The sequence below is a fragment of the Phenylobacterium sp. LjRoot219 genome, assembly GCF_964252995.1.
Taxonomy (GTDB): Bacteria; Pseudomonadota; Alphaproteobacteria; order Caulobacterales; family Caulobacteraceae; genus Phenylobacterium.
This window is the reverse complement of the sequence record NZ_CAXUQI020000002.1, coordinates 769,847-789,240: the sequence shown is the minus strand read 5'-3', so window position 1 is coordinate 789,240 and position 19,394 is coordinate 769,847. Positions and strand designations below refer to the sequence as shown.

13 protein-coding genes are annotated in these 19,394 nt (G+C 67.8%); 5 read left to right on the top strand and 8 right to left on the bottom strand.

Annotation, left to right across the window (positions count from 1 at the left end; all coding sequences use genetic code 11):
• The first annotated feature begins 1,226 nt into the window (after positions 1 to 1,226).
• On the top strand, positions 1,227 to 3,659 hold the full coding sequence (locus ACSQ14_RS21695; protein ID WP_436016398.1) for a TonB-dependent receptor: 2,433 nt from the start codon (positions 1,227 to 1,229) through the stop codon (positions 3,657 to 3,659).
• Between the two features lie 105 nt (positions 3,660 to 3,764).
• On the opposite strand, the gene ACSQ14_RS21690 is transcribed toward ACSQ14_RS21695, so the two are convergent.
• Positions 3,765 to 4,577, bottom strand: a complete 813-nt coding sequence (locus tag ACSQ14_RS21690) for an SDR family NAD(P)-dependent oxidoreductase (protein WP_436016396.1) — start codon at positions 4,575 to 4,577, stop codon at positions 3,765 to 3,767.
• A 146-nt stretch (positions 4,578 to 4,723) separates the two neighbouring features.
• Positions 4,724 to 5,041 (bottom strand): hypothetical protein, encoded by a 318-nt coding sequence (locus ACSQ14_RS21685; protein WP_436016394.1) that lies wholly within the window; start codon positions 5,039 to 5,041, stop codon positions 4,724 to 4,726.
• Positions 5,042 to 5,322: 281 nt separating this feature from the next.
• Between ACSQ14_RS21685 and ACSQ14_RS21680 the strand changes: the two genes are divergently transcribed.
• Both ACSQ14_RS21680 and ACSQ14_RS21675 read left to right on the top strand, forming a co-directional pair.
• A complete protein-coding gene (locus ACSQ14_RS21680) occupies positions 5,323 to 6,957 on the top strand; it encodes a DUF5597 domain-containing protein (RefSeq protein ID WP_436016392.1) in 1,635 nt (544 codons plus the stop codon).
• Positions 6,958 to 6,963: 6 nt separating this feature from the next.
• Complete coding sequence (locus tag ACSQ14_RS21675) at positions 6,964 to 10,320, top strand: glycosyl hydrolase (protein ID WP_436016390.1); 3,357 nt, start codon at positions 6,964 to 6,966, stop codon at positions 10,318 to 10,320.
• A 46-nt stretch (positions 10,321 to 10,366) separates the two neighbouring features.
• On the opposite strand, the gene ACSQ14_RS21670 is transcribed toward ACSQ14_RS21675, so the two are convergent.
• From ACSQ14_RS21670 to ACSQ14_RS21660, 3 genes are read right to left on the bottom strand one after another with little or no spacing between them, the layout of a single operon-like run.
• Positions 10,367 to 12,031 (bottom strand): hypothetical protein, encoded by a 1,665-nt coding sequence (locus tag ACSQ14_RS21670; protein WP_436016388.1) that lies wholly within the window; start codon positions 12,029 to 12,031, stop codon positions 10,367 to 10,369.
• 22 nt (positions 12,032 to 12,053) lie between these two features.
• Positions 12,054 to 13,400, bottom strand: coding sequence for a DUF1552 domain-containing protein (locus tag ACSQ14_RS21665; RefSeq protein WP_436016386.1), 1,347 nt, complete (start codon positions 13,398 to 13,400; stop codon positions 12,054 to 12,056).
• A 16-nt stretch (positions 13,401 to 13,416) separates the two neighbouring features.
• The gene (locus tag ACSQ14_RS21660) at positions 13,417 to 15,132 is read right to left on the bottom strand and encodes a DUF1592 domain-containing protein (RefSeq protein ID WP_436016384.1); all 1,716 of its coding nucleotides are present in this window, start codon (positions 15,130 to 15,132) and stop codon (positions 13,417 to 13,419) included.
• A gap of 219 nt (positions 15,133 to 15,351) precedes the next feature.
• Here ACSQ14_RS21660 and ACSQ14_RS21655 point away from each other — a divergent pair, with 219 nt between their 5' ends.
• Complete coding sequence (locus ACSQ14_RS21655; protein ID WP_436016382.1) at positions 15,352 to 15,924, top strand: cupin domain-containing protein; 573 nt, start codon at positions 15,352 to 15,354, stop codon at positions 15,922 to 15,924.
• Positions 15,925 to 16,137: 213 nt separating this feature from the next.
• On the opposite strand, the gene ACSQ14_RS21650 is transcribed toward ACSQ14_RS21655, so the two are convergent.
• Both ACSQ14_RS21650 and ACSQ14_RS21645 read right to left on the bottom strand, forming a co-directional pair.
• Positions 16,138 to 16,767 (bottom strand): FMN-binding negative transcriptional regulator, encoded by a 630-nt coding sequence (locus ACSQ14_RS21650; protein WP_436016380.1) that lies wholly within the window; start codon positions 16,765 to 16,767, stop codon positions 16,138 to 16,140.
• 26 nt (positions 16,768 to 16,793) lie between these two features.
• Positions 16,794 to 17,450, bottom strand: coding sequence for a LysE/ArgO family amino acid transporter (locus ACSQ14_RS21645; RefSeq protein ID WP_436016378.1), 657 nt, complete (start codon positions 17,448 to 17,450; stop codon positions 16,794 to 16,796).
• A 43-nt stretch (positions 17,451 to 17,493) separates the two neighbouring features.
• Between ACSQ14_RS21645 and ACSQ14_RS21640 the strand changes: the two genes are divergently transcribed.
• Positions 17,494 to 18,393, top strand: coding sequence for a LysR family transcriptional regulator ArgP (locus tag ACSQ14_RS21640; protein WP_436016376.1), 900 nt, complete (start codon positions 17,494 to 17,496; stop codon positions 18,391 to 18,393).
• Between the two features lie 113 nt (positions 18,394 to 18,506).
• Here ACSQ14_RS21640 and ACSQ14_RS21635 read toward each other — a convergent pair whose 3' ends face one another.
• Positions 18,507 to 19,370, bottom strand: a complete 864-nt coding sequence (locus ACSQ14_RS21635; protein ID WP_436016374.1) for an IclR family transcriptional regulator — start codon at positions 19,368 to 19,370, stop codon at positions 18,507 to 18,509.
• Between the last annotated feature and the right edge of the window lie 24 nt (positions 19,371 to 19,394).

Sequence of the window (19,394 nt, the reverse complement as noted above, 5' to 3'; positions counted from 1 at the left end):
GCGCGCGCGACCGGTTGCGGCCCCCCGTTGCTCCGACGTACCGTCGTCATGATGCGACCGACACTCCTGGCGATTGCAGCAGCCATCTCACTGCTTTCGGCTCCGGAAGTGGGAGCGCAGCCGGATCAAGGAACCCTTTCAGCCGGTGACCGGGCCGCCTGCTTGGCATCGGGTGGTCAAGTTCCCGGTGCCCAACTGACCGCGCCTAACGACCCTTAGCGGACCTTTCATCCAGAACGCTTCGCTTAAGCAACCCGCACCGCGGCGGTCCTAGCTAACCAGCCGGCCGGAGAGGATTATCGGCGCAGCTGTGCTAGGCAGCCGCACAGCGACGCCTTCGTCGACCTGATCGCCCATTCGCTGGCGCCGGCCGGGCGCGCCGAGCCCCGCCCCCGCAAGCCTGGCCGCTCCGAAACGCCGCCGGGCAAAGATGCGCAGGGCGTCCCTTTTCGAGATCCGCCTAGCCTAGCCTAGCCTAGCCTGGCCGCCTCCCCGGGCTCAGTGGGGAGGCGGGACAAAATCCACATGTCCCGGAGGGACATCCGGGCTCGCCAAAAGGTCGCCTTGGCGTCCCCAACTTGTCCCAGAATTGTCCGTGAAAAGTCCCCCCGCCCCCCCCAAAGCAAGAGGGAGGAGGGACAGTTTCTAAGGGCGAGGGACAAGTTTTAAGGGCGGTCCTACCGCGTTGGTACTTTCCGACCGGCTCGACGACCTCGAACGAGAAGCAGGCGCCCGCTTCGTATCGGCGGACGACGTGCGCCGTCACTTCGCCCTCGCCTAGTATCCGAAGCCCCGGGGCGGCGGCGCGGCGCCTTCGCGGAGGTTTCCCGCACAGCCGCGGCTCCCGCGCACTTGGCGGCTCCCGACCGGCGGCTGCGCAGATGCATCCCCGCAACCTGTAAAACAGCTTGACCGGGGCAAGAAACGCGCCGCAGTGTATCGTTAATAGAAGAGTCGACCGCTGCTGCAGGTACGACCCAGAAAGAAACCGTCAGTTGCGGGGAGTGAAACGACTAAGTTTGGGTTGCGGCCCGCGCTTCGCGCCGAGCTATGCCTTGGCTGAGGTCGCGCGCGGCTGAGCAAGCGCACATTCCAACACAATACAGGTCGCCGAAGCCCCTTCGACGCGCCGACACCTGCGCACGGCCGCCGCCTTGTCGCGGTCAGGTTGCGGCTTGTCGGACAGCATGCGGGACGGCGGTCAATAGATCGGGGAGGCATCCACTTTGAAATCTACTCTGCTTTTCGCGCTCGCAGGCGCGAGTTTCCTGGCGATGGCGTCCGCCGCCAACGCGCAACAGACCAGCGCGACGCCGCAGGCCGGCGCGGCCGAGCCCTACGTGCTCGGCGACATCGTCGTCACCGCGCGGCGTCGGAACGAAGTGCTGCAGGACGTGCCTTTGACGGTGAACGCCGTCACCTCGCAGGAACTGGCCAAGCTGAACATCCGCCGGTTCGAGGACATCACGGCGGTCGTGCCAGGCATGACCATGGCGCCCAACGCCAACGGCATCGGCGCCGTGGCCTCGGTGCGCGGCGTCAACTACGACGTCAACGCCTCGGGCAACAACGGCACCGTCGAGTTCTATCTGAACGACGCGCCGATCTCGGCGGGCAACCTGTTCCAGGCGATGTTCGACATCGGCCAGGTGGAGCTGCTGCGCGGCCCGCAAGGCACGCTGCGCGGGCGCGCCTCGCCGTCCGGCTCGATGACCGTCACGACCGCGCAGCCACACCTCAGCCAGTACGGCGGCTACGTGAACGCCACCGGCACCAGCCTCAACGGCTACAACCTGCAGGGCGCAGTCAACGTGCCGATCGTCGAGGACATGCTGGCGGTGCGGATCGCCGGCCTGCTCGACGAGAACGAAGGCTCGCGCGTCAAGAGCATCCGCGTCGACCAGGACCCGAAGTCCCAGACCCGCGCCCTGCGCATCAGCAGCCGGTTTGAGCCGACCGCGGACCTGTCGTTCGGCGTCATCTGGCAGCAGCTGAACCAGAAGATCCGCTCGTTCGACCAGGTGGAGTCGCTGCAGGCGCTGGATCCGACGGCGCCGGCCAGCCCAGTGTTCATCGACGCCGCCGATCGCCTCGGCGTCGAGGATGCAGGCCGACAGATCCGCCAGCGGTTCGACAACCTCAACCTGCAGGGCCAGTACTCGTTCGCCGGCCAACGGCTGAACTACGTCGGCGCGATGAACCGACAGGTGTTCAACTCGTATGGGCCCCAGGACGTGGGCGACTTCTTTGGCCCAACCTTCCCGCTTTTCACGAAGGACTTCGCGCAGGTCACCCACACCTATTCGAAGGCGTGGGCGCATGAACTTCGGCTGTCGTCAGAGAAGCCGCTGTTCGACGGCCTACTCGACTACATCGTCGGCGCCTTCTACCAGAAGACCGACGCGCCGACGAACCTGACGACTCCGACCATGGTCTGGTTCGGCGTGCCGTCGCCGACCACCGGAGGCACGGTTGTCCGGACGCCGATCATTCGAACCGGCGGCACCAAGGAACAGTCGATCTACGGCAACCTGACGCTGCATGTCACCGAGCAGACCGAGCTTTCCGGCGGCCTGCGCTACATCGATTACGAAGACGACGCGCAACTGGTCGTCGCCGGCCGCACGGTTTCCGCGACCGACGACCACAGCAACCCGATCATCTATTCGGTGTCGGCCAAGCACCGGTTCAACGAGGACCTGATGGTGTACGGCACTGTCGGCAGCTCCTGGCGTCCCCCCGTGCACGCGGTCGGCGACTTCAGCCTGGCGCGCACCCCGCGGGAGAACTCGTTCCTGAACCTGCCTCCCGAGAAATCGACGTCCTACGAAATCGGCTTCAAGTCCGACTGGCTGGACAAGCGCCTGCGCTTCAATGTCTCGGCCTTCCACCAGGACTTCACCAACTACCCGTACCGGTCGGCGTCGGGCGTCTTCTACGTCGAGACCGCGGCGAACACCTCGACCACGCCGCCGACGCTGTTCCAGCGGGTGAGCCAGTTCAACTTCGTCGCCGCCGTGCCGGTGAAGGTGAACGGCGTCGAGGCCGAGGCGAGCTACCAGATCCTCGACACCTGGAACCTCAGCGGCAACGTCAGCTACGCCAAGAGCAAGATCAAGAACGCCGACGTGCCCTGCAACGACTTCTTCCCCGCGGACGGGGAGCCGGACACCGCGTCGGGCGTGCCGACCATCGGCCAGATCCGGGCGGCGAGCGGCGGCGACAACCTTGCCGTCTGCAACGTCGCCTTCCGCGCGTCGCTGGCGCCGCTGTGGGCGTCGAGCATCACCTCGGAATACCATCAATCGCTGCGGGGCGACGTGGACGGCTACATCCGCGGCCTGCTGCAGCTTTACGGTGACTCGAAGAACGATCCGTCGAACGCCGTCGACGACGTGAAGGCTTACGCCCTGCTCAACCTCTACGCCGGCCTGCGCGCGCCCGACGGCGCCTGGGACGTTTCGCTCTACGCCAAGAACATCACCAAGACCGAGCGGGTGCTGAGCCGTTCGCCGACGCCGTTGACGACGAACTACAACATCGGCGCGACGTCATTCAGCGGCGTCACCACCTATCGCGGAGCGTCGACGACCGGCATCACCTTCACGGCGCCGCGCGAGTTCGGCGTCAACGTCCGCTACGCGTTCGGTTCGAGATAACTTCAGAAGCCCCTCTTCCCCGAGGGCTTCGGCGGCGATCGATGGATCGCCGCCCTTTTTTTGCCTGTCCGCCGGCGCGCGGCGGGTTCGCCAGAATGGGCCGCGTTAGGCCGCTTCGCCGCCATCCACGAGCAGGGTCGACCCGCTCATGAAGAGCGACATGTCGGACGCGCAGAACAGCACCACGCGGGCGATGTCGTCGGCGACGCCAACCCGCCCGAGCTTGCTGCTGGCGATGCCCGGGATCGGGATCTGCGCGAGCAGCTCGGGCTCCAGCTCCGCCAAGTGGGCCGTGTGCTCGGTCTGGCAGTAGCCAGGGGCCACCCCGAGCACCCGGATGCCATGCGGCGCGAGCTCCAGCGCCATCTGCCGAGTCGCCCCGCGGACGCCGTGCTTCGAGGTGACGTAAGCCGCCTGGCCGGCGCTGATGCCCCGGAAGCCGGCCAGCGACGAGAGGTTGACGATCGCCCCGCCCTTCCCGGCCTCAATCATCCGTCGCGCCGCCTCGCGCGAGCCGAGGAACAGGCCGCGCAGATTGACCGCCATCACCTGATCCCAGTCGTCCTCGGTCAAGTCGAGCAGCGGGGTGAAGGAGGGGATGCCGGCGTTGTTGACCCACACGTCGAGACCGCCGAACTCCTTCACCGCCAGATCGGCCGCGGCGACGACGGCGTCCTTGTTCGTCACGTCCATCGGGATGGACAGCACGCGCGCGCCATAGGCCTGGCTGATCTCCTGCGCCGTGGCCGCGGCCTTCTCCGCATCGATGTCGCCGATCAGAACCGAAGCGCCGGCCTCGGCGAGGCGGCGGGCGGTGGCCTTGCCCAAGCCCCAGGCGGCGCCGGTGACGACGGCCGACCGACCGGCCAGGGAAACGATCTCGCTCAGCGGCTTGGCCGAGACGTCGGGAATGGACACGGATGACCTCATTGGATGGATGGTGTTTAGGGACGGCCGAAACCTGCCGCCCCTGTGGAGGCGACAGGCGTCGCAGCCTCGCGCTCGAGGCTGCCGTCAACCGGATAGGTGGAGCCGCTATCGGGCGTTCCGATGCGGCGCTCGGCTCATTTCTTCGCCGGGACCTTGGCGAGGTCGGCGTCGAGCTTGGCGAGCGTGTCGTCGCTGAACTGGTCTGGCGCGTAGGATTGCACCTGCCGCAGCGTCATCGCCTTCGCCATCTCGAACTGCTCGTTGCTGGAGACGCCAGGCAGATGCTTGTCGAAGAGCGCCTTGGTCTCGGGGTTCTCGATCAGCTCGCCGATGGTGCTGTTTTCCGTCGAATAGGCCGGCTTGGCGGCGGCCGCGGGGTCAGCCGCAAGCGCCGGGCCGGCGCTGAAGACGATCGCCGCGGCGACAGCCGCAGCCTTGAGCGATGCACGCATGAAATAGAGTCCTTTCGACCGGGAGGTTTGTGGCGGCCCCGCCGCACCTGGAGCGGCGCTCTTCATCGACCACACGCGATGGTTCGGAATTTGAATGACCGCTAGACCAGTGTCTAGCGCTTTTTCGGGAGGCGCCCCGGCGATGGCGAGGACATCCGGTCGCAGCGCAAGATAGTTCGACTTTCGAATGTACTTGCCCGACCCAGGCGTTCCGCGCTAACCACCCGCGCTGGTCACGTGTCTAGCGTCATTCTCTGTGTGCGCGTCGTCGGGCGAGGTCAATGAAACTAGCGGTTTGGATGGCGGGCGCCGCACTTTCGGCGATGCTGCTCGTCGGCGGCTCATCGGCGGCGGAGCTTCCGGAGCTTCGGCGGAACGGCCAGGCCGTTCAGCTGATGGTCGACGGCGCGCCCTATCTCGCGCTCGGCGGCGAGCTGCACAATTCCAGCCCGTCCAGCCCGGCCTACATGGCGCCGATCTGGGATCGCCTGGCCCGCAACAACGTCCGCACCGTGATCGGCGCGGCGAGCTGGGAGTTGGTCGAGCCGGAGGAAGGCCGCTTCGACTTCACCGCGGTCGACGATCAGATCCGCCAGGCGCGTCAGCGGGGCATGCGCCTGGTGATGATCTGGTTCGGCGCCTACAAGAACGCTGAATCGACCTACGCGCCGTCGTGGGTGCGGCGCGACGAGCAGCGCTACCCCCGAGCGACGCGCAACTCCGCCACGACCCTGGTCGGGCGCTTCCCCTTGAATGGTCCCATCCTCAGCGTCTTCAACGATCGGCTCGTGGAGGCGGACTCGCGCGCGTTCGCCGCGCTGATGCGGCACATCAAGCAGGTCGACAAAGCCGGCACGGTGATCATGGTGCAGGTCGAGAACGAAGTCGGCCTGCTCGGCGAAAGCCGCGACCGCTCGCCGCTCGCCGACGCCGCCTGGGCGCGGCCTGTGCCGCCCGAACTGATCGCCTATCTGCGCGAGCACCGCACCATCCTCAGACCCTGGCTGCTCGAGCTCTGGAAGCGGCAAGGCTTCCGCGAACAGGGCTCATGGGCCGAGGTGTTCGGCGAGGACCGCGCGGCCGAAGAGGTCTTCATGGCGTGGGGCTTCGGCCGCTATGTCGAGCGCGTGGCGAAGGCTGGCGGCGCCGAGCACCCGCTGCCGATGTACGCCAACGCCTGGCTGGGGCCGAAGCCGGGCGCCGAGCAGCCGGGGCAGTACCCCAGCGGCGGGCCGGTCGCGCGGATGATGGACGTCTGGAAAGCGGCCGCCCCGTCCCTCGTGCTGTTGGCCCCCGACATCTACATCGACGACTTCACCGGCGTGCTGACGGACTACAAGCGGGGCGACAACCCGATCTTCATCCCCGAAGCGAAGATCGACGCCGGCAACCTGTTCGTCGCGCTAGGCCAGTTCGACGCCATCGGCTTCAACCCGTTCGGCATCGAGGACGGCGCGGAGGGGCACGACCTCTTCAAGGCGTACGGCGTGTTGAACGAGATGACCGGCCTGATCGCCAGCGCTCAAGCCGAGGGACGGATCCGCGGGTTCAAGATCACCGCGCGAGAAGTGCGGCGCGAGACCCTAGGCGGCTACACCGTCTCCATCTCCGGACCGATCGACACGCGGGGGCTGTTCGGCGCCGGAACCGGCTCGGCCGCGGCGCCGCCGGAGGCGGGCTACGGCCTGATCATCCACAGCGGTCCCGACGAGTTCACCGTCGTGGCGCGCGGCGTCTCGCTCAACTTCTCGGCTCCGAACGCCAAGGTCGAGTTGGACGCCGTGCACGAGGGCGTCTTCAAGAACGGCCAGTGGATCGAAGGCCGCACGTTCAACGGCGACGAGCGCCACTTTCTATTCCCCAACGACAGCCTGCGGACGCTGCGCATCCGCCTGCTGCGCCGCCCAGGAGCTTAGAGCCGCATGTCGCCACGAACGCGCGCCCTGCTCGCAGCCTCCGCCCTGTGCCTCACCGCCAGCCACGCGCTCGCCGCGGACGGCGACCCGCTGACGACCGGGTTCCGTGATCCGCCGAGCGCGGCGCGTCCGCGGGTCTGGTGGCACTGGATGAACGGCAACATCACCCGCGACGGCGTCGAGAAGGACCTCGCCTGGATGAAGCGGGTCGGCCTCGGCGGGGCGCAGGCCTTCGACGCCAACCGGCAGACGCCCCAGATCGTCGACAAGCGGCTGACCTACATGTCGCCGGAGTGGAAGGAGGTGTTCCGCGCCGCCGCGCAGCAGGCCGACGCCCTGGACCTGGAGCTGGCGATCGCCACCTCGCCCGGCTGGAGCGAGACCGGCGGGCCTTGGGTGAAGCCCGAGCAGGCGATGAAGAAGCTGGTCTGGAGCGAACTTCAGCTGAAAGGCAGCCAGCGCTTCCGCGGTCCCCTCCCCGCATTGCCGTCGGTGACCGGGCCGTATCAAGAGCTGCACGCCGACCACGAAGGACACCAGACTGTCGACGGCTTCGCCCGCGACGCCGCCGTGATCGCCTTTCCGACGGTCGCCATCCCGCCGCCGCGACCTGAGACGGCGACGGCGAACGGCGGCGCTATCGAGGTCGCGCCTCTCGTCGACGACAGCCGCGAAACCGGCGTGCCGCTCCCGCCCGGGCGGGCCGAAGGTCCGGGTGTCATCGAGCTTGTCTACAACGCGCCGCAGACGATCCGTTCTGCCGTCGTCTTCGTCGCCGACCCGCCAAGCACGGCGATCAGCGGCCCCTTGCGCCCCCAGCTGGAGGCCAGCGACGACGGTAAGACCTGGCGAAAGGTCGCCGAGATCGGTCTGTCGCCGACGCCGTCGACGGCGAGCTTCGCGCCGGTGACCGCGACGCGGTTCCGCCTCGTCTTCGCCCGCGGCAAGGCGCCGAACCGCGCGTCGTTCGCGCCGGCGCCCGGCGTCGACAGCTCCGCGGTGATGGGGATGGGCGGCGCGCGCCCGAAGCCGCCGCAGCTCGCGGAGTTCCGGCTCCTGCCCGAGGCCCGGGTGAACGCCTTCGAGCAGAAGGCCGGTTTCTCGTTGGCCGACGACTATTACGCGCTCGACGCGTTCGCCGGCCCCGAGCTCAAGGGCGTCGCGCCAGGCGCGGTCATCGACCTGACCAACCGGGTGGGCGCGGACGGACAGCTCGACTGGACGCCGCCGCTGGGCCGCTGGACGGTGCTGCGCCTGGGCTATTCGCTGACCGGCAAGACCAACGCCCCGGCAAGCCCCGAAGCGACCGGACTGGAGGTCGACAAGTACGACGCCGCCGCGGTGACCGACTACCTGGAGACCTATTTCGCCAGCTATCGCGAGGCGACGGGCGCGGCGCTGTTCGGCAAGCACGGTCTGTCCGCCCTGGTCACCGACAGCACCGAGGTCGGCCCCTCGAACTGGACGCCGCGCATGCTCGAGCAGTTCCAGACGCGGCGCGGCTACGATCCGCGGCCGTGGCTGCCGGCGCTCACCGGAACCATCGTCGGGTCGCGGGCGCAGAGCGACGCCTTCCTCTACGACTTCCGCCGGACCCTCGGCGAACTCGCCGCCACCGAGCACTACGGCACGCTGGCGAAGGTCGCCCACGCTCACGGCCTGACGGTCTACGGCGAGTCCCTCGAGGCTACGCGCGCCACGCTGGGCGACGACATGGAGATGCGCCGCTTCGCCGACGTGCCGATGGGCGCGATGTGGGCCTATGGTGCCAAGGGGCCGTCCACCAACTACCTCGCCGACATGCGCGGCGCAGCCTCCACCGCCCACATCTACGGCCGCCCGGTCGTCGCCGCGGAGTCGCTGACGTCGATCCTGACTCCCTGGGCGCACGCGCCGGGCGACCTGCAGCCGATGATCGACGCGGAGTTCCTGAGCGGCGTGAACCGGCCGGTGATCCACACCGCCGTGCATCAGCCGCGCGACGACCGCCAGCCGGGTCTGACGCTCGGGGTGTTCGGCCAGCAGTTCGGCCGGCACGAAACCTGGGCGGAGATGGCCGGCGGCTGGATCGACTACATCGCCCGCAACAGCTTCCTGCTGCAGCAGGGCCGCAACGTCGCCGACGTCGGCTATGTCTACGGCGAGGAGACGCCGATCGGCGTGATCGGCCGCGACGCCTACCCGACCGACGTTCCGAAGCGCTACACCTACGACTTCGTGCCGCCGGACGCCGTGCTCAACGAGTTGGGGGTGGAGGGCGCGGAAATCGTCGCCAGGCAGGGCGGCGCCCGCTACCGCGTCCTCTACCTCGGCGGGACCAGCGCGCGGATGACGCTGCCGGTGCTGCGCAAGCTCGCGACCCTCGCTGAGGCCGGCGGAACCATCGTCGGCGACGCGCCGCAGGCGTCGCCGAGCCTCAAGGACGATACAGGCGAGTTCGCCGCGCTCATGCGCCGGCTCTGGGCCGGCGGGCCGGTGACGACGGTCGGCAAGGGCCGGGTGTTCGCCGGCAAGGACGTCGAGGCCGCACTTGCCGCGGTCGGCGCCTCGCCCGACTTCAGCTACGCCGCCCAGACCCCGGACACGGACGTCCAGTTCGTGCACCGCAGCCTCGCCGACGGCGACCTCTACTTCGTCAGCAACCGCAAGGCCCGGCCCGAGCAGCTCGAGGCGCGGTTCCGCGTCGCCGGCAAGGCGCCGCAGCTCTGGCGCGCCGACACCGGCGCGGTCGAGCCCCTCTCCTACCGCATCGAGGGTGGAGAGACGGTCGTGCCGCTGGAGATGCTCGCCAACCAGTCCTTCTTCGTCGTCTTCCGCGAGGCGGCCACGCAACCCGCGCTGAAGATCTCGCCGCCGGTTCCGGCGCCCGTCGCCGAGGTGGCCGGCCCCTGGAAGGTCGCTTTCCAGCCCGGACGCGGCGCGCCGGCGACGATCGAACTCGCCCAGCTCGGCTCGCTGTCCGAGCAGACCGACCCTGGGGTCAAGTACTTCTCCGGCGAGGCGACCTATACGACCCGCTTCACCCTGCCGAAGGAGGTGCGGCCCGGCGCGCCGTTGTGGCTCGATCTCGGAAGGGTCGGCGACGTGGCCGAGGTGCGGGTGAACGGCAAGCCTGCGGGGAACCTTTGGAAGGCGCCCTACCGGGCGAACATCGGCGGTTTGCTCCGCCCCGGCCGCAACCACCTCGAGGTGAAGGTCGCAAACCTCTGGGTGAACCGGCTGATCGGCGACCAGCAGCCAGGGGCCGAGAAGATCGCCTTCACCACCGGCAAGACCTACACCGCCAAGGCGCCGCTGCGGCCGTCCGGCTTGATCGGCCCGGTGCGGCTGCTGGCCCCGGCGGCGCCGGCCTCCGGCCGCTGAAACCGCCTGGGTTGAGCGGTCCCCGATCGACCGGGGACCGCCGCCCTCATCGGGTGGAAACGCGAATGGGCTCGCCCTTCGCGAGCCTCTGCTCCTGCGCCGGGGGAATGAAGGCCTGGACGCCTTCCATCTCGTAGGCCGCGGAGATTCCGGTGAACTCGCCGGTGTTCGGGTCCTGCAGGCCGTCGGCCGCGCGCTTCACCGCGTTGTACATGCCCGGCGCCGTGAACCCGATGGTGTTCTCGTAGTCGGATGAGCGGAAGAAGGCCGCCGCGAGATAGGCCCGCCAGTCGCGATAGCCGCCCAGCATCGCGCTCACCCCGCCGTCGGGCAGGAATTTCAGCTGCATGCGCGCGTTGGCGAGAGACCATGAGATGCCGGCTGGCCCCTCGTGCAGGTGGACCTGCTTCAGCGGCTCCGTGGTCACGACGCCGCCCGCGATCTTGCCCCGGAAGCGGGCGAAGTCCTGGGAATAGGCGGGATCGTCGGAAACCCGGAAGGTGTAGTCGGCGAGGATGATCTTCGACGTTCCGTCCCGCTTCATCGGGTCGGTGCTGTACATCAGCGTGACGGCGACATCTTCGTCATTGCGTTCGTCGTCGATCCCGCTGACTTCCACCAGGATCGAGAGTCCGCCGGCGCGGCGCAGCTCGTTGCCGATCATCGGCAGGAAGCCTTTGCGCCGCCAGCCCTCGACGCAGCCCTGGACGGTGAAGAGCTGGTTGTCGACTCCGGTCTGGCCGTCGGGCGAAACGTAGTTCCTGTGCTGGCGCACGCCCCTCGGCGGCGCGCCCGAGCCGTCGTCATTGTCGAGGTTGAAACCCCGGACGATGTTCACGGTCGGCGCGACGAAGCCGGGGTCGGCGACCACGCCCGGCAACATGGTCACGTTCATCTCGTCAGGGCCGCGGTACGGCAGGAATTGGGTGTTCGCCCCGCCCTTGGCCTTCAGGAAGGCGCGCTGCTCGGCCGCCCGCTCCGGCGACATCAGGGCGTAGTAGTCGTCCTGCGAGGGCTTGGTGTTCAGCTTGGGGCACTGATCGGCGCTGGCGTCCGCGATGGGCGCGAACCAGGTGACCACGAAGACCTTGCTGGCGCCGGACTTCGGCGCGGGCGCGAGCTTCGCCGGCTCGGCGGTGACCGGGCGGGGCTTCGGCTGCGGCCGTCCGTTGACCCAGCGGATATCGTCGAACTTGAGGGCGAAGGCCTGCTCCGGCGCGCCGGCCACGACAGGGCAGGTCAGCCGGACGTTCTTCAGCTCGTATTCGTAGAACTCCGGCGCATCTTTCGGCCGCGGCCCTCGCTCCTGTGGGTGGCGCGCCATCTCCGTCGACTCCGCCACCCTGATGCTGGGGATCGGCGCGCCCGTGCGACACTTGTCCATCAGCGGCTGCAAGGCCGGGCTGGTCTTGTCGACGGCGACCGACAGAACGTTCGGCCCCTTCTCCGGCACGCGCGGGCCGGTGAACAACAGGCTGGCGGTGTCGCCCGTGATGCCGCGGATTTCCCGCAGTTCGGGTTTCGCGGTCCAATAGCTGGCCTCGGTCCGCACCCATCCCGAATATTTGGGATCCTTGGCGCCGCCGGCCACGCCCGGCACCTTCAGGTAGCTGGGCCCGATGTAGTAGGCCATCGCGTCCGTCGCGCTCAGGCCGCACAGGACGCCCGCTGCAAGGGCCAGCCGCTGGAAGGCGGCTCGCGTGCGTTTCACATTCCGCATCTGCTTCGACGCCTCAGACCATGACTTCGCTGATGGGCTTGTTCGTCTGCATCGCCGCGTCGCCCCAGCTGGTCACCGGCATGCCCAGCACCTGCTGAATGGTCAGCCCGACGCGCGAGCTCGGATCGCCCTTGCCGCTGATATGCTGGCCGGACTTCCACTTCCCGCCGGCGCGGCCGGCGACCATGACCGGCAGGTTGTCGACCGAGTGGATCTTCGCGAAGTTGCTTTCGGAGGTCGCCAGAACGAGGCTGTGGTCCAGCAAAGTGCCGTCCCCCTCCTTCACGGCGTCCATCATCTTCAGCATGCTGGCGAAGGTCTCCATGCTGCGCTCGATGAAGAAGGTGGCTTTCGGCTGATAGCCAAGCTGCGGGTCGATGGCCTCCTCGTGGGTCAGTTCGTGGAAAGACACCGGGTCGCCCGCCTTGCGCAGGTTCGAGCCGGCGTTCGACAGGGCGACGTTGAAGACGCGCGTCTGATTGCAGGCCAGCGCCATCACCACGAGCTGACCGAGCAGCTCGTGGCTGCGCGTCGCCATCTCCCAGGTCGGGCCAAGCTCGATCTTGCCGGGCTCGTTCGGCAGCACGCACGCTTCGGCCGGCGCGGGCTTCTCGAGCATCATGGCGAGCTGCTGCTCGACCTGCCGCAGCGAGGTGAAATACTGGTCGACACGTTGGCGGTCGGCGCTCCCGAGCGACCGCATCAGGTCCTCGCGATCGTCCTTCACCGAGCTGAGCACGCTCTGGCGCAGCATGACCGCCGGATCCGGCTTGAACTCAGCCTTGTTCGGATCGCTGAAGCCCGTCCCGAACAGACGTCTGTAGAGACTGATCGGGTCCACCTCGCTCGGGTTGACCGTCGACCCTGCGCGCATGCTGTAGCTGACGCTCGACTGGCCGGTGCAAGCCACCTCGAGCGACCTGAAGCGCGTCCCCTTGCCGATGTGGTCGGCGACCAGGCAGTCGATGGTCGGCAGCTCGGCGCTGCCGCCGCTCACGCCGCCGTGGATCGGCGCCGCGCCGGAAAGCGTCGCCATGACGCCGGACCAGTGCACGAGGTTCGGGCGGCCGCCCAGGTCGCAGTTGAAGTTGGAGAAGATCGCGACCTTGTCCTTGTAGGGCGCAATCGGCCTCAGCTCATCCTTCAGGTCGTAGCCGGCGCCGAGCTTGGCCGGGAACCAACGATCCTCGTTCACGCCGCAACCCCAGAACCAGGTTCCGAAGCGGGTCGGGATCGGCTTGCCCGACGCCAAGGCCTCGCCATGGCCGTCGAGGAAACAGTCCAGCAGCGGCAGTGCGACGGCCACCGTCGAGCCGCCCAGAATGCCTCTCAGCAGAGAGCGTCGAGTAGTGCTCGCCATCACTTCCTCCCGTGTTCTAGTGGGCCGCCGCAACGCGGACGTCAGCCGGCGCCGCTTCGGATGCGACCGAGCGAAACGCCGGGCTGGTCGCGATCCGCCGCATCAGGGCGGGGACCTGGTACTTGTCGCCGGCGAAGCGCTCCGCCGCATAGTCCAGCCACTTCAGCTCCGACGGCGTCACCGGCCGGCCCACGCCGTATTCGAACGTGCGCTGCACCAGGCAGGCCGGCACGGTCGGGTTATTGCGCAGCAGCATCTGCAAACCGATCACGTCCCGGTACGACTGGCCGTCGAACGTGCCGCTCGCATCGATGGGCGCGCCGTTCTCACGCGCGCGGAAGGCGCCGACAGCGTCGTAGTTCTCCATCGACAGGCCGATCGGATCGGTCAGCTTGTGGCAGCCTGCGCACGAGGCGTCCTCGACGTGGATCGCCAGCCGCTCGCGCGCGGTCTTGTGCATGAGGTCGGCGGTGTTCTGCACCGCCGAGAAGTCGACGTTGGCCGGCGGCTGGGGAATTTGCTGGCAGAGGAAGAGCTCGCGGACGTTCTTGCCTCGGATCGTCGGCGAGCTTCGCCCTTCGTGCGTGGGATCCAGCATGAGGAAGCCCGGCAGGGTGAGGATTCCGCCACGCGGGTCGCTGGCGGCGAAGGTGTAGGGCGTCCAGCCGCCGATCGCGCTCTCGTCGACGGCGACCTTGTAGAGCGCGCCGAGGCTGCGGTTGATGAAGGTCTTCTTCGTCGTGAACAGGTCGCGGTAGTCGCCCTTCTGCGTGACCACGAGATCGACGATGGTACGCAGCGCCTGCTCCTGGGCGTCCTTCGCCAGGTCTGAGCTGAACTTCGGGTAGATCGACTGGTCCTTGGTCAGGCCCGCGAAATGTTCGTACCCGAACATATCGGAGAAGAAGGAGCGCACGCCCTGCTCGAAACGCGGCGAGGCGATCAGGCGGTCGACCTGGGCTTCGAGCTTCGTCCGGTCGTAGAGATCGCCGCGCGCGGCCGCGTCGAGCAATTCGGCGTCGGGCGGGGCGTCCCACAGGAGGAAGCTGATGCGCGACGCCAGCGAGTAGGCGTCGAGGCGCTCGGCGCCGGTGGTCTGCGGATCCGCCTCGCCGTGCTCGACGCGGAAGATGAACTTCGGCGACGCCAGCAGGCGCGACAATCCCGCCTCGAGGCCGGTGTAGAAGCTGCGGCTCTGGCCGGTTGCGGCGCTGGCGACCGCCAGGACCGAGCTCACCTCGCTCGGCGAGAGCGGCCGGCGGTACAGCAGACGGCCATACTTCTCGAAGAATTTAGTCGCGCAGGGCGCGTCGAACGCCTCCGGCGACTTCGGCGCGCAGGTCAGGACCTCATCCCGGCGGCCCGGCGACAGGACCTGGGCCGAGATCTCGCGGGCCCGCAACTCGTACTGTTCGATGCCCGACGCCGACACCACCACCTTGCCGTCGCCGATCGCCATCAGGCCCTGCTCGCGCAGCGGCGGATCGAAACGGCCCGGAACCTTCAAGCCGGGACCGAAGACCTGCTCGATCGTGCGGACATACTGGCCTTCGTTCAGCCTGCGGAACCCGGGGCTTCCGCCGACGGTCGCCGGCTCGCCGCCGGCGGCGCGCGCCAGCTGATTAACGTTGGGCCCAAAAGCCGCGGTGGCGATCACCGCGCCGGCCAGCACCACCACCGCAGTGGATCGCAGTAGCCCGGCCGACGTGATCCTCGAGCGACTTCCAGACACCTTCAACGCCTCCCTTGCGGCCATCGTTGTTTCGACAGCGCCTGCTTGGCGTCTTCGGCGCGGCCGACCTCGACTGCCCACCGAGCGCTTCCATGAAGCGCGATCGGGAAGAGCTGGCGGCGCGCGTCAATAAACGCTACGGTGAGTAGCTATTGCTTGACCTTGGCATGGTGTCAACAAGCACCGTTATGCGGCGTCCCGCCGCGAGAGGAGGCGAACATGTCGAGCGCATCGGACCATGCAGACGTCGACGTCGGCGATCAGCCGAACCGGCGAATGCGGATCTTCCGCGCGACGGACGCAGTGGCGCTGGGCACGGACATGATGCCGCTGGAGAACGTCAGCGAGACGGACGCCTTGGCGATGTCGGGGCCCACCAGTCCGGAGGAGCAGATCGGCGCCTTCGTGAAGGTGCTGTTCGCCGACGAGGCCCTGGGCCTCAGCGTGGCCTACAGCTGGTTCAAGCCCGATTTCATCCTGCCGCGGCACAGCCACAACGCCGACTGCGCCTACTACGTGATCTCCGGAGAGGCGCACCTTGGGACGGAGGTCCTTCGCGCCGGGGACGGCTTCTTCATCCCGGCCGGCGGCGACTACCAGTATTCGGCCGGACCGGACGGCGTGGAGGTGCTCGAGTTCCGCACCGCCGCCCAGTTCAACATGAGGCTGAGCGGCAATAGCGAGGCCGCCTGGCTTCGCATCGCGCAAAACGCCGCGGCGAACCACCAGCGCTGGCGCAACGAGCCTCCGCCGCTGGCCGCGGCACGGATGATGGGTGTCGGGACCACTTAGACGTGACGCCCTTACCACTTAAGAGTGGAGCTGCGACGGCGGCGGGCAGTAGTCGACGCCCAAGGTGCTGCGAGGCCCCGGTTCCGCGAACGCGGCTGGGATCTGCACAGCGCCAGTGTCGGGACTACTTCGAGGTGGCGCTTTCCCCACTTGAGGATGACGCCACCTTCCCTTTGATCAGGGAGAGATAATTGGGAGCCGGAGCAGGCGCCGTCAGACGCCACGCACACTGTCCGCAACGACCGCTGCCATGTCCTCTGCGGCAGCCTCGCGCAGTCCGCGGATCACGCCCTGCCGATTGGGCTCAGGTTGGTTCTGACTGACCTTCCACTTGCCCTCGATGCGAGCGACGGGGATCTCGAGCCCGACGATCGCGTGGAGTTGACTGGCGATGTAGCTCTCAGGAGCGTCGGTGACGGCCCATGGCTCGGAGCGTCCAGCTTCCTGGTTCCGGGTCAGGTGATCGATCTGCGCCATAAGCCAGTCCGGCTCGGCAATGAGCTGCGGCTTTCCCCAGACCTGCACCACGACGTAGTTCCACGTCGGCACGACTCTCCCATGCACCTTTTTGGTCTCGTACCAGGAGGGCGTGATGTACGCCTGCGGCCCCTGGAAGATCACCAGAGCCTCAGCAGCCTCCCGAAGGCTTGCAACCTGGTCATTGGCCCTGGCCATGTGAGCGCGGAGCACATCGCCGCCCTCAGTCTCAGCTAAGACGAACGGCACAAGGTTGGCCGTCAAGCCGCCCGGCCCGGCCGTGACGAGCGTGGCGAGCGGATAGCCTCGGATCAGATCGCGAAGGCGCTCAGGTCGAGCCTCCTCGAAGGCAGGCGGCGTGTACATGCGTCCTCCGTCAGGGCTGCGGGAGCCTAGCCCATCATGATCTGTGTCGCTCCAAGGAGCAGCTTGGCGGCGATGAAGAACATCATGATCGCGACGGTCGCCTCGATCCCGCGCCAGACCTCCGGTTTCGACAGGAAGGGCGCGAGCAGGCGCGCGCCGAAACCGAGGCTGGCGAACCAGAGGACGCTCGCCGAAGCGGCTCCAGCGATGAAGGTCGGCTGATCGACGCGCGGGTGAGCCGCCCCGATGGATCCGACCAGCAGCACGGTATCGAGATAGACGTGTGGATTGAGCAGGGTGAAAGCGGCCGCGCGCGCCAGGGCGGAGCCAAGTCCGGACACGTCCAGCGCCCCGCTTGCGTCCAGCGCTCCGGGATTCGCGGCGCGGCTTGCCGCTCCGACACCATACCAGATCAAGAAGGCGGCCCCTGCGAGCGCCATGATGAGCCTCAGAGCCGGCGCAGCCCCAAGGATTGCGCCGAGACCGCCTACGCCGCTGGCGATAAGGAGCGCGTCCATGGTCGAGCAGAAGGCCACGATCGGGAGGACGTGCTGGCGGAGCACCCCTTGCCGCAAGACGAAGATGTTCTGCGCGCCGATGGCCATAATGAGCGGCGCTGACACGGCGAAGCCCTGAAGGAACGTGGTGGTCTGCATATTGGCTGGATCGGCGATCCAGAGCATGAAGTGAAACTCATTCCACTAAGCCAGGATTAGCACCCCTAATTTGCTCGACTACCCTGCCATCGCGGCCGTCGCCGCCGTCATTCGTACCGGATCTTTCGAAGCCGCGGCGCTTCAGCTTGGCGTCACGCCGTCTGCGGTGTCTCAGCGGGTAAAAGGCCTCGAAGAGCGGCTTGGCGTGCCGCTCGTCGTGCGCGGCTCGCCTTGTACAGCGACCGCAGCCGGCGCGCGCCTGTCTGCGCATCTCGACCAGGTCTCGCTCCTGGAGCAAGATCTAGTGGTTCACGCTCCTGGCCTGCTCGGAGCCCCTGACGCGCACCGCCCACCGCTGAAAGTCGCCGTTAACTCCGACAGCCTGGCGACTTGGTTTCCGGCCGCAGCCGCTCGGTTCGCGGGATCGAGCGACGCAACACTGGACCTGATGCTGGACGACGAAGCGCACACTGCGGAGCGACTGCGTTCCGGGGAAGTGCTGGCTGCGATCACCACCACGGGCAAGACAGTACAGGGCTGCCGGACCGTGTCCCTCGGTGCACTTCGTTACATTGCTACTGCAAGCCCCGCGTACGCGACGAGGTACTTCGGTGGGGGAGTGACGAAAGAAACCTTGGCCCGAGCGCCAGTCCTGCGCTTTGATCCTCGCGATGAGCTGCAGAACCGTTGGGCTGTGACTTCGGTCGGCGCCGCCGTGAAGGCGCCGACACACTGGGTGCCGTCGACACGCGGCTTTCTAGACCTGACCCTCGCCGGCCTGGGTTGGTCCGTTACGCCAGAGACGCTGGCGGCTCCTCTGCTCGCATCGGGCAGGCTCATCGACCTCGACCCCCGCGTGCGGGTGGACGTGCCACTGTTCTGGCAGCACCTCCGCATCACGTCTCGCCTCATCGACGACCTAACCTCTGCTGTACGCGAGGCCGCCAAGGAGTTCTTAGCTGCGGATTGAGACCGCCGCCCCCTACGGTCTGCCATCCCTTACCGACAGTCCGCGAAAGCTCGCGCTTGAAGAAGCCGAACTCCGGAAGGTCCGTGGGGACCATGGAAAATCGCCGTCCCGCTTCACACCGGCTGAACAACGCCGCCAGGCACGGCTGCGCTGCCGGCGATGAAGGCCGTGAGGCGGTCGCAGGCGTCGCGCAGTCTGCGCCCGATCCGCTCGACCTCGCGCCCTGGAACGGAACCCGAGAAGCCCATCAGGCCCAGCACGAAGGCCACGCGGCCTGGGCCGGCGAAGACCGGCGCGTTCAACGCCGCGAGCATGTAGTCGCGATCAGGATCGAGCTCGCCCGGCGCCGCGATCGGGAACTCGTTGCGCTCGGCCGCGAAGGTTTCCTCGGGCGTCGCCACCGCGACGGCCGGATTGCGAATATTGAAAATGAACCCGTGCTCGCGCGCGAACGCCATCGATCTGCGCATCAGGTCACGCTGCTCCACCGTCGGTGACGGCGACGAGCTGTCGAGCCAGGCCTCCGCCTCCCCCGGCGACCAGGCGTAGAAGCTCGCGCTGAACGGCGCGCGCAGGCGCAGCCGGGCGCCGAGCGGCGTCGAAAACCCGAGGTGCGCCGCAGAGGTGGCGCGCTCGCGGACGATCACCTCGTCCTGGTCGCGGACAAATGCCGAGCAGATCGCCTCGAACTCGTCGGCCAGCGCGCGCATCTCCGGCTTGGCGATCTGGAGCGGCGACGCATGCTCCGCCGCGGTCCGGCCGATCTGCAACAGGGCAGGGCCCAGGACATAGGCCTTGTCGCTCGCGCGATAGAGGTAGCCCACCTCGACAAGGCTCACGAGCAAGGCGTGGCAGGTCGCCGGGCTGAGCCTCAGGGCCCGCGCAAGATCGCTCAGGGTGAAGGACCGGCCCGGTCGCGCCGCGATGAAATCCAGCGCTGCGGCGACACGGTGCGCACTTGGCGACGAGCGAGACATTGGCCTTCTCCCTTCGAATGTCAG